11 protein-coding genes and 2 pseudogenes are annotated in these 7,488 nt (G+C 69.2%); 8 read left to right on the top strand and 5 right to left on the bottom strand.

Annotation, left to right across the window (positions count from 1 at the left end; translation table 11 throughout):
* The 3 genes and pseudogenes from A6302_RS23180 to A6302_RS18390 all read left to right on the top strand — a co-directional run.
* Positions 1-519, top strand: a pseudogene (locus A6302_RS23180) (thioredoxin); the annotation flags it as partial.
* On the top strand, positions 516-1,058 hold the full coding sequence (hpt, locus tag A6302_RS18385; RefSeq protein WP_069308254.1) for a hypoxanthine phosphoribosyltransferase: 543 nt from the start codon (positions 516-518) through the stop codon (positions 1,056-1,058). The pseudogene A6302_RS23180 and the gene hpt, both read left to right, overlap by 4 nt.
* Before the next feature lie 129 nt (positions 1,059-1,187).
* On the top strand, positions 1,188-1,577 hold the full coding sequence (locus tag A6302_RS18390; protein WP_069308255.1) for a response regulator: 390 nt from the start codon (positions 1,188-1,190) through the stop codon (positions 1,575-1,577).
* Between the two features lie 108 nt (positions 1,578-1,685).
* Here the strand turns inward: A6302_RS18390 and A6302_RS18395 are convergent, their stop codons facing one another.
* From A6302_RS18395 to A6302_RS25455, 5 genes are all read right to left on the bottom strand, one after another.
* On the bottom strand, positions 1,686-1,877 hold the full coding sequence (locus tag A6302_RS18395) for a hypothetical protein (protein ID WP_069308256.1): 192 nt from the start codon (positions 1,875-1,877) through the stop codon (positions 1,686-1,688).
* Positions 1,878-2,002: 125 nt separating this feature from the next.
* The gene (locus A6302_RS18400; protein ID WP_069308257.1) at positions 2,003-3,184 is read right to left on the bottom strand and encodes a CobW family GTP-binding protein; all 1,182 of its coding nucleotides are present in this window, start codon (positions 3,182-3,184) and stop codon (positions 2,003-2,005) included.
* A 92-nt stretch (positions 3,185-3,276) separates the two neighbouring features.
* Positions 3,277-3,735, bottom strand: coding sequence for an SRPBCC family protein (locus A6302_RS18405; protein ID WP_069308258.1), 459 nt, complete (start codon positions 3,733-3,735; stop codon positions 3,277-3,279).
* A gap of 33 nt (positions 3,736-3,768) precedes the next feature.
* Positions 3,769-4,371 carry a D-alanyl-D-alanine carboxypeptidase family protein gene (locus A6302_RS25450; RefSeq protein ID WP_069308259.1) on the bottom strand — a complete coding sequence of 201 codons (603 nt, stop codon included), beginning with the start codon at positions 4,369-4,371 and terminating at the stop codon, positions 3,769-3,771.
* On the bottom strand, positions 4,371-4,922 hold the full coding sequence (locus tag A6302_RS25455) for a D-alanyl-D-alanine carboxypeptidase family protein (protein ID WP_169833626.1): 552 nt from the start codon (positions 4,920-4,922) through the stop codon (positions 4,371-4,373). Before A6302_RS25455 ends, A6302_RS25450 begins: the two co-directional genes overlap by 1 nt.
* A gap of 242 nt (positions 4,923-5,164) precedes the next feature.
* Here A6302_RS25455 and A6302_RS18420 point away from each other — a divergent pair, with 242 nt between their 5' ends.
* From A6302_RS18420 to A6302_RS21610, 5 genes and pseudogenes are all read left to right on the top strand, one after another.
* On the top strand, positions 5,165-6,052 hold the full coding sequence (locus A6302_RS18420) for an urease accessory protein UreD (RefSeq protein ID WP_069308261.1): 888 nt from the start codon (positions 5,165-5,167) through the stop codon (positions 6,050-6,052).
* An 82-nt stretch (positions 6,053-6,134) separates the two neighbouring features.
* Positions 6,135-6,436 (top strand): annotated as a pseudogene (locus tag A6302_RS18425) (urease subunit gamma).
* Positions 6,437-6,458: 22 nt separating this feature from the next.
* Entirely contained in the window at positions 6,459-6,722 is a 264-nt protein-coding gene (locus A6302_RS18430; protein ID WP_069308262.1) for a DUF1272 domain-containing protein, read from the top strand.
* 9 nt (positions 6,723-6,731) lie between these two features.
* The gene (locus A6302_RS18435) at positions 6,732-7,037 is read left to right on the top strand and encodes an urease subunit beta (RefSeq protein WP_069308263.1); all 306 of its coding nucleotides are present in this window, start codon (positions 6,732-6,734) and stop codon (positions 7,035-7,037) included.
* Positions 7,038-7,105: 68 nt separating this feature from the next.
* Positions 7,106-7,488 (top strand): AbrB/MazE/SpoVT family DNA-binding domain-containing protein (locus A6302_RS21610; RefSeq protein WP_169833627.1); only part of this gene is annotated, 383 nt, incomplete at its 3' end.

Raw genomic sequence — 7,488 nt, forward strand, 5'->3', positions numbered from 1 at the left:
CGCCGGGCGGGCGGGCGCAAGCCGGCGCGCAAGCCCGGGCGCGGCACGTCCGCCGCCGGCGGCAAGGGGCTGACGCCCCTGATGCGCTCCGCCCTCGCGGTTGCCGGCTTCTGCCTGTTTCTGCTTGGCGCCGTGCTGCTGCGCACCGAAATCGTCCGCCTGCTGCCGGATCTCGCCGGCGTCTACCGGCTGGCCGGGCTGGAGGTGAACCTGCGCGGGCTTGCGATCGGCGACGTGCGCAGCTACGGCAGTGCGGACGGCAATGGTGCCGTGCTCGTCGTCGAGGGCGTGATCAGCAACGTCGAGGCGGACGCAAGGCCGGTTCCGGCGCTGCGCTTCGGCCTGCGCAACGCCTCCGGGCGCGAGATCTACGCCTGGTCGATGCGCGTGCCGCAGGACCGCCTGGCACCGGGCGAGCAGCTGGAATTCCGCTCGCAGTTGCCGACGCCGCCCGAAGCCGCGATCGACGTGGTGGTGCGGTTTTCCGACGAGCAGACACTGGCCCTGGGGGTTCGATGACTTCGCCGCATATCTCGGTTCTCTACTCTTCCAGCCTGATCGACGCGCGCGTCCAGGCCCTCGCCACCGAGATCGGCGAGGCCGGTTACCGGAACCTGCTCGTGGTCGCGATCCTCAAGGGCAGCTTCATGTTCGCCGCGGATCTCCTGCGGGCAATGCACGGCGCGGGGATGGCGCCGGAGGTCGAGTTCATGACGCTGTCGAGCTATGGCGACGGCCTCGTGTCCAGCGGCCAGATCCGGGTCCTGCGCGACATCGACACCGATGTCGCCGGCCGCGACGTGCTGATCGTCGACGACATTCTGGAATCGGGGCGCACGCTCGCCTATGCACGGCAGCTGATGGCCGAGCGCGGCGCCCGCACGGTCGACGTGGCGGTGCTTCTGGAAAAGCCCGGCAAGCGCAAGGCCGAGATCGAGGCGGACTACATCGGCTTTCTCTGCCCGGACCAGTTCGTCGTCGGCTACGGCATGGACGCCGCGCACGCCTGGCGGCAGCTGCCCTATGTCGGGGTCATCCACGAGGATGAGACCGCGTAAGCCGCGCAAGATGTGGGCAAGGCCGGGCGATGGCGAAGATTTGAACAAAATCGGCGCCGGTCCGTTGACGAAACGGTGTAGATTTTCTTCCGGGTGATCGTGAGGAATCAGGAAGGATCCGGGGGGCGCATGGCACGCATACTTCTCACGGAAGACGACGACGCCGTGCGGGCCTTCGTTCGCCGCGCGCTGGAGATCGACGGCCATGACGTGACGCCTGCCGAAGACGGCGGCGTGGCGCTGGAGGTGCTTCAGCGCGGCGAGAGGTTCGATCTCCTGCTGTCGGACATCATGATGCCGGTGATGGACGGCATCGGGCTGGCGCTCAACGTCGCGCGCGACTTTCCCGACCTGCCGATCCTGCTGATGACCGGCTTTGCCGATCAGCGCGAGCGCGCGCAGAATCTCGAGGCCATCGTCTTCGACGTGGTGCCCAAGCCCTTCACGCTTGCCGAAATCCGCAAGGCGGTGCGCGAGGCGCTGACCGCCCATGCCACCGGACGGCTCAGGGCCGGGTGACGGGTCTGGCGTGACGCGCCGATCGCACCCGCGCGGAGTCACCACGACTGACCGTGACACACCCTTCTGGACGTCATCATCCGTCTGAAAGATCGCGGGCCGCCTCGCTCAGGCGAATTCGTCGACCACGAGGCCGGTGCCGGGCGCCGGGGCGGATTTTGCCGTCTGCAGCGAGGCGTCCAGCATCGACACCAGCGCGTCCTGCGACTGCTTTTCCTGGCGGACGACGGCCGCCTGAACGGTCTGCTGCCGCTCGATCGCATTCATCGCGACCTGCTGGATGACGGCCGAGGTGTCCATGATTCGGTCTCCGCGCCCCGGGAAAGGGCTATTCGAGGGCCGAGTATCTGCCCGGAAACTTCACGAATTGTTAAGACGGCGTGGCCGGGTGCGGGGAGGGCCCGGAACCGTGCCTTTCGGGCCGATCACGCCCGTCCCGAGAATCCGGTGATTGCCAGCGGATTGTCGATGAGCGCCGCGGCGTCCGGCGTGTCGGTCGCCGGGGTGCTGGCGAAGGCGTCGAACATCCGCCGCACGAAGCCCTCGGGCAGGTCGCGGGTGATGAACACGAGTCGGGTGCGCCGATCCTCGTCCGGCCAGGCGGCCAGCCGCACCGGCGGGTGGAACACGTCCTGGACCCCGTGCAGCACCACCGGACGGTCCGGATCCTCCGACAGCTTCACGATGCCCTTCACCCGCAGCAGCTTCGGCCCGTGGGCGGAGCGCAGCAGGTCGAGGAACATCTCCAGCGTCCCGGCACCGACCGCGCGGTCGGTGGACAGGCTGAAGGCGCGGATCCGGTCGTCGTGACGGTTCACGTCGTGGGCGGGGTGGGCATGGTCGTGCTCATGCCCGTGGTCGTGATGGCCATGACCATGCCCGTGGTGATCGTGGCCCGCGCCGGCCTCATAGGCCTCGGCGGCAAGCCATTCGCGCACGTCGGCGGTCTTGGTCGCCGCGTTCCACAGGCCCGCGCCGAGCAGGACGGCCGGCACAGCCGCGCCATCGGCCGCCACCAGCACCGGGGCCGCGGGATTGAGCGCGTGCAGCCGTGCGACGAGGGCGGGCGCACGCGCGGCCCCCTTGGGCAGATCCGTCTTGGTAAGGACGATGCGGTCGGCGACCGCAGCCTGCTTGACCGCCTCGGGATGCTCGTCGAGCGTCGACGACCCGTTGACCGCGTCGACCAGCGTGACGACGCCGTCGAGCCGATAGCGCATCACCAGATAGGGGTGGGCCATGATCGTCTGCAGCACCGGCGCCGGATCCGCCAGCCCTGTGGTCTCGATCACGAGCCGCGACAGGGTGTCGAGGCGGCCGTTGTCGAGCCGGCGCAGGAAGCCTTCCAGCGTGGTGACGAGGTCGCCGCGGATGGTGCAGCAGAGGCAGCCGGAGGAGAGTTCGACAATGCCGTCGTCGGCGGCCGAGACGAACAGGTGATCGAGCCCGATCTCGCCGAACTCGTTGATGATCACGGCCGCGTCGCGCATCTCCGGGGCTTCGAGCAGCCGGTTGAGCAGCGTCGTCTTGCCGGCGCCGAGAAAGCCCGTGATCACGGTGACCGGAATCGGCTCCCGGCGGCGCGGGCTCTCGCTCATCGACGTCATCCTTGCTGTCGTCCGTCCCGCGCCCGTGCGGGTGATGCCACCGAAGGGAACCGGGGAGGCAGGGGCAGGAGGCAGGGTTCAGGCGGCAGGGATCAGGCCAGCGCCTTGCGGCGCTCGCATTCCGCCCGCACCTCGACCATCTCGGCTTCGGTCGCCCGCTCCACCGCGCCGCGCAGGCCGAGACCGAGCATCATCACCGTGCGGGCGGCCGTGGTCTTCGGTTCGGCGAGGATCCTGGTCGCGATCGTGGTGCCGCGCCCATCGGGGGTCAGGCGCCAGCCGATCTTGCAGAACACGCCGCTGGCCTCCGTCTCGATCGCGACCTGCTGGGCCACGTCGAGGGCGGTGACGCGATAGGTGCAGGTGATCTCGCGACCGGACAGCGTCCGGGTCTGGCGGACACGCGTGCCGACCGCCATCTTCTTGCCGTCCAGTATATCGGAGCGGCTGATCTTCGACATGAAGCGCGGGGCTCCGGCGAAATCGGTGAGCACGGCGTAGACGAGCGCTGCGGGTGCGTCGATGTAGGTGGAGACGTTGACTTCGAGCATGCGTTTGGTTCGTCCGCCAGGATCGTTGATGGGTCAGGGGCGTCGCGGGGGGGCCGCAGGATCCGCCATGGTTCCGAGAAGCGAGAGCGGCACGGGGCGCTGGCGCGGCACCGGCACATAGGTGCCGCTGGCGTCGCCCGACTCGGTGCCAAGGGCCGTGCCGGCCGGGGCCGACGCGATCGACACCCGCACCGCCACCGGCGGCGGGGCCTCGGCGGAGAGAAGCGGTGGGCCTTCCGCCTTGCGGGCGCGGGCTGCGGTCCGGCTCTCGCCGCAGATGTGGGGCTTCATGTCGAGAGGGCGCGACGGCGGGGTCGCCTCGGGCCGCAGGGTTTCCAGCGTCGGACCGGACTTGAGGAAGCCGGAGCTTTCGCCGAAACCGGTCTCGATCAGCCGGGCGGCGATCTCGTTGCGCAGTTCCGAATTCGGCTGGCCGAGCACCACGGCGACGACGCGCTTGCTGCCGCGCGACGCGCTCGCCACGATGTTGAAGCCGGACGAACAGATGAAGCCGGTCTTCATGCCGTCGGCGCCGGGATAGCGGCCGAGCAGCTTGTTCTGCGAGATCATGACCTTGTCGCCGATGGCGATCGCGGGAATCCGGAACAGGGCGGCATGCTGGGGATAACGCAGCATCACGCGCGGGTCAGGACGGCAAGGTCGCGCGCCGACGACCACTGGCCGGCGTCGGGCAGGCCGTTCGGATTGTCCCAGCGCGAGGCGGTCATGCCGAGCCGTTTCGAGACGTCGTTCATGCGCGCGGCGAACCCCGCCTCGCTGCCGCCGATCGATTCGGCGATCGCCACCGCGATGTCGTTGGCCGACTTGACGATCAGCATCTTGAGGGCGTCGTCGAGCGGGATGACCGTGCCGACCTTGAAGCCCATCTTGCTCGGCGCCTGCGACAGCGCCTTGGCGGAGACCTGCACCGGCGAGGCGAGCGTGACCTCGCCGCGCTCCAGCGCCTCGAACACCACATAGGCGGTCATCAGCTTGGTGAGCGACGCCGGATACCACGGATCGAAGGCGTCGCTGGCCGCCAGCACGCGGCCGCTGTTGGCCTCGAACACGATGTAGGGCGGCCGCTCCGGCGTTGCCGCGGCCTGCGCCATCGCAGGAACGAGCCCGGCCAGCGCGCAGGCGAGCGCCGCGGCCTTCCGGAATCGTGTCCTCAAACGTGAACGCATGCCATGTCCGCCCGAATTTCTGTCCGAACCCGAATCTGTCCGAAATGGAGAAAGCCCACCGGGTGCACGGCGACCCTGCACCGCACGTCCGGAACGAGGCTTTATCCGACAATGCGCCCGGCCGGACAAGAGGGGCCGTGAATCATCCTGCGTTGCAGCATGATCATCCACGGCCTCTGCGCGCGGGCTTGCCTCGCGTCGCATGCCGCGCGACAACGGCGAAAGAGGGGCAGGGAGCAGTCATGTCGCACGACAGTCCGGATGCCGTCCGCGAGGAGGCCGCAACGGCGGCCGGCGCGCCCGCAGCGACGCCGGTGCTGCAGCGGGCGCGCGGCGTTGCCGAGGTCGCCTTCAAGCTGGTGGACGGGGAGACGCGTCTCGACCGGCTGCTGCAGGACGGCTGCTGCAAGATGCGCTTTCCCAGGGTCTACGACGGGCGTCCGGTGGCGGTGCTGCTCAACACCGCCGGCGGCGTCACCGGCGGCGACGATCTGCGCTACGGCGTGACCTTTGCGCCCGGCACCCGGGCGGTCGCCACCACCCAGGCGGCCGAGCGGATCTACCGGCGCAGCGCCGGGCTCGGGCGGATCGCCACCCGGCTCGTCGTCGGCGACGGGGCCGAGGCCGAATGGCTGCCGCAGGAGACCATCGTCTTCGACCGCGCCGGGCTCGACCGCCATCTCGACATCGACCTTGCCGGCACCGCGCGCCTGACCGCCGTGGAGCAGATCGTGCTGGGGCGCACCGCCATGGGCGAGACGGTGCGCACCGCGAGCGCGATCGACCGCTGGCGCATCCGCCGCGACGGGCGGCTCGTCTATGCCGACACGCTGCGGCTGGAGGGCGACGCCGCGGCGATCCTCGCCGGCCGGGCAACCGGGGCAGGCGCCGCGGCGATGGCGAGCCTCGTCCATGCCGGGCCAGGCGCGGAGGGGCGGCTGGAGGAACTGCGCGCCCTGTTCGACCGCTTCGCGGGAGAGGCCACCGGGGTGGTGGCCGGCGCCAGCGCCGTCGACGGCCTGCTGGTGGCGCGGCTGCTGGCGCCGGGTGGGCGCCCCTTGCGCGACTGCCTCATTTCCGTGCTTGAAAATTTCCGAGGCAGACCGGTGCCAAGGGTCTGGCATTGCTGAGGCGGATCGGATTACCTTCGAGGTCCGACGGCGTCATTCAGGCCGCGTCACCGGATTGCGTTACTCAGGGGCTCGCGAGCGCATGAATCTCACACCGCGCGAAAAGGACAAGCTGCTGATCTCGGTGGCGGCGATGGTCGCCCGCAAGCGGCTGGAACGGGGCGTGAAGCTCAACTATCCCGAATCGATCGCGCTCATCTCCGACTTCGTGATGGAGGGGGCGCGCGACGGGCGCACGGTCGCGACCTGATGGAGGCCGGCGCCCATGTGATCACCCGCGCGCAGGTCATGGACGGCATTGCCGAGATGATCCACGACGTGCAGGTCGAGGCGACCTTTCCCGACGGCACCAAGCTGGTGACGGTGCACGAACCGATCCGCTGAGCGGCAGAAAGGGGGCGGTGCGATGCTGGACCTTCGGCCCAACTGCGAATGCTGCGACCGCGACCTTCCGCCGGCCGCCGTCGCCTTCATCTGCAGCTTCGAATGCACCTATTGCGCGGACTGCGCGCGCGACACGCTGCACGGCGTGTGTCCGAACTGCGGCGGCGAACTGGTGCGCCGGCCCGTGCGGCCCGCCGGCAAGCTCGCCGCCAACCCGCCGTCGACGACCCGCATCCTGAAGGCGGAAGGCTGCCCGCCGGGCGCGCCGACGCCCTCGTCCCACTGAGGAGACGTCATGATCCCCGGAGAAGTCTTCCCCGCCGCGGGCGAGATCGAGCTGAACGCCGGTCTGCCGACGACGACGATCGAGGTGTCCAACACCGGTGACCGGCCGATCCAGGTCGGCAGCCACTATCATTTCGCCGAGACCAATGCCGGGCTTTCCTTCGACCGCGCCGCGGCGCGCGGCCTGCGGCTCGACATTCCCTCCGGCACGGCGGTGCGCTTCGAGCCGGGCCAGAGCCGCTCCGTCACGCTGGTGCCCTTCCAGGGCAAGCGCGAAATCTACGGCTTCCGGCAGGCGGTGATGGGCGGGCTGTGAGGTTGCTGGAGTGGCTGTCGGAAAGGTGAGAGAGTTTCCGCCGGTTTCCAATAGTGTCGGAAATGCCCATGAGCTCCAGCGTCGCAAGGGTTTCTCCGAAAGGCCAGATCACCATTCCGCGGCATCTTCGGGAGGCGCTCGGGATTTCGGCGGGGGACCGGGTGGAGCTGCAGGTGCTGCGCGACGGTACCGTGCTGCTGAGACCGATGACCGTGACGCTGGACGACCTGTTCGGATCGATTGCCTACGACGGGCCGCCGCGCAGCATTGACGAAATCAATGCCGGTATTGCGGAGCTGCCGCCGAATCCGGGTTGGCCGGTCAGATATCTGATCGCGCAGGCTGGGCGTGATTGCAGTCGAAACCACACGGTGTTGGGTATCGCGGTCGTCGGTGCGCGGAGCTCGTCCGAGCGAGCTTGCCGCCGGTCTCGAACTGTTCGGACCAAGGT

Source organism: Methylobrevis pamukkalensis (genome assembly GCF_001720135.1).
GTDB classification, from domain to species: domain Bacteria; phylum Pseudomonadota; class Alphaproteobacteria; order Rhizobiales; family Pleomorphomonadaceae; genus Methylobrevis; species Methylobrevis pamukkalensis.

Coding starts and splice junctions, on each gene's coding strand:
- A6302_RS18395 (WP_069308256.1), bottom strand. CDS start 1,877: ATGGACACCTCGGCCGTCATCCAGCAGGTCGCGATGAATGCGATCGAG.
- A6302_RS18420 (WP_069308261.1), top strand. CDS start 5,165: ATGTCGCACGACAGTCCGGATGCCGTCCGCGAGGAGGCCGCAACGGCG.
- A6302_RS18405 (WP_069308258.1), bottom strand. CDS start 3,735: ATGCTCGAAGTCAACGTCTCCACCTACATCGACGCACCCGCAGCGCTC.
- A6302_RS18430 (WP_069308262.1), top strand. CDS start 6,459: ATGCTGGACCTTCGGCCCAACTGCGAATGCTGCGACCGCGACCTTCCG.
- A6302_RS18400 (WP_069308257.1), bottom strand. CDS start 3,184: ATGACGTCGATGAGCGAGAGCCCGCGCCGCCGGGAGCCGATTCCGGTC.
- A6302_RS18435 (WP_069308263.1), top strand. CDS start 6,732: ATGATCCCCGGAGAAGTCTTCCCCGCCGCGGGCGAGATCGAGCTGAAC.
- A6302_RS18390 (WP_069308255.1), top strand. CDS start 1,188: ATGGCACGCATACTTCTCACGGAAGACGACGACGCCGTGCGGGCCTTC.
- A6302_RS25450 (WP_069308259.1), bottom strand. CDS start 4,371: ATGCTGCGTTATCCCCAGCATGCCGCCCTGTTCCGGATTCCCGCGATC.
- A6302_RS25455 (WP_169833626.1), bottom strand. CDS start 4,922: ATGCGTTCACGTTTGAGGACACGATTCCGGAAGGCCGCGGCGCTCGCC.
- hpt (WP_069308254.1), top strand. CDS start 516: ATGACTTCGCCGCATATCTCGGTTCTCTACTCTTCCAGCCTGATCGAC.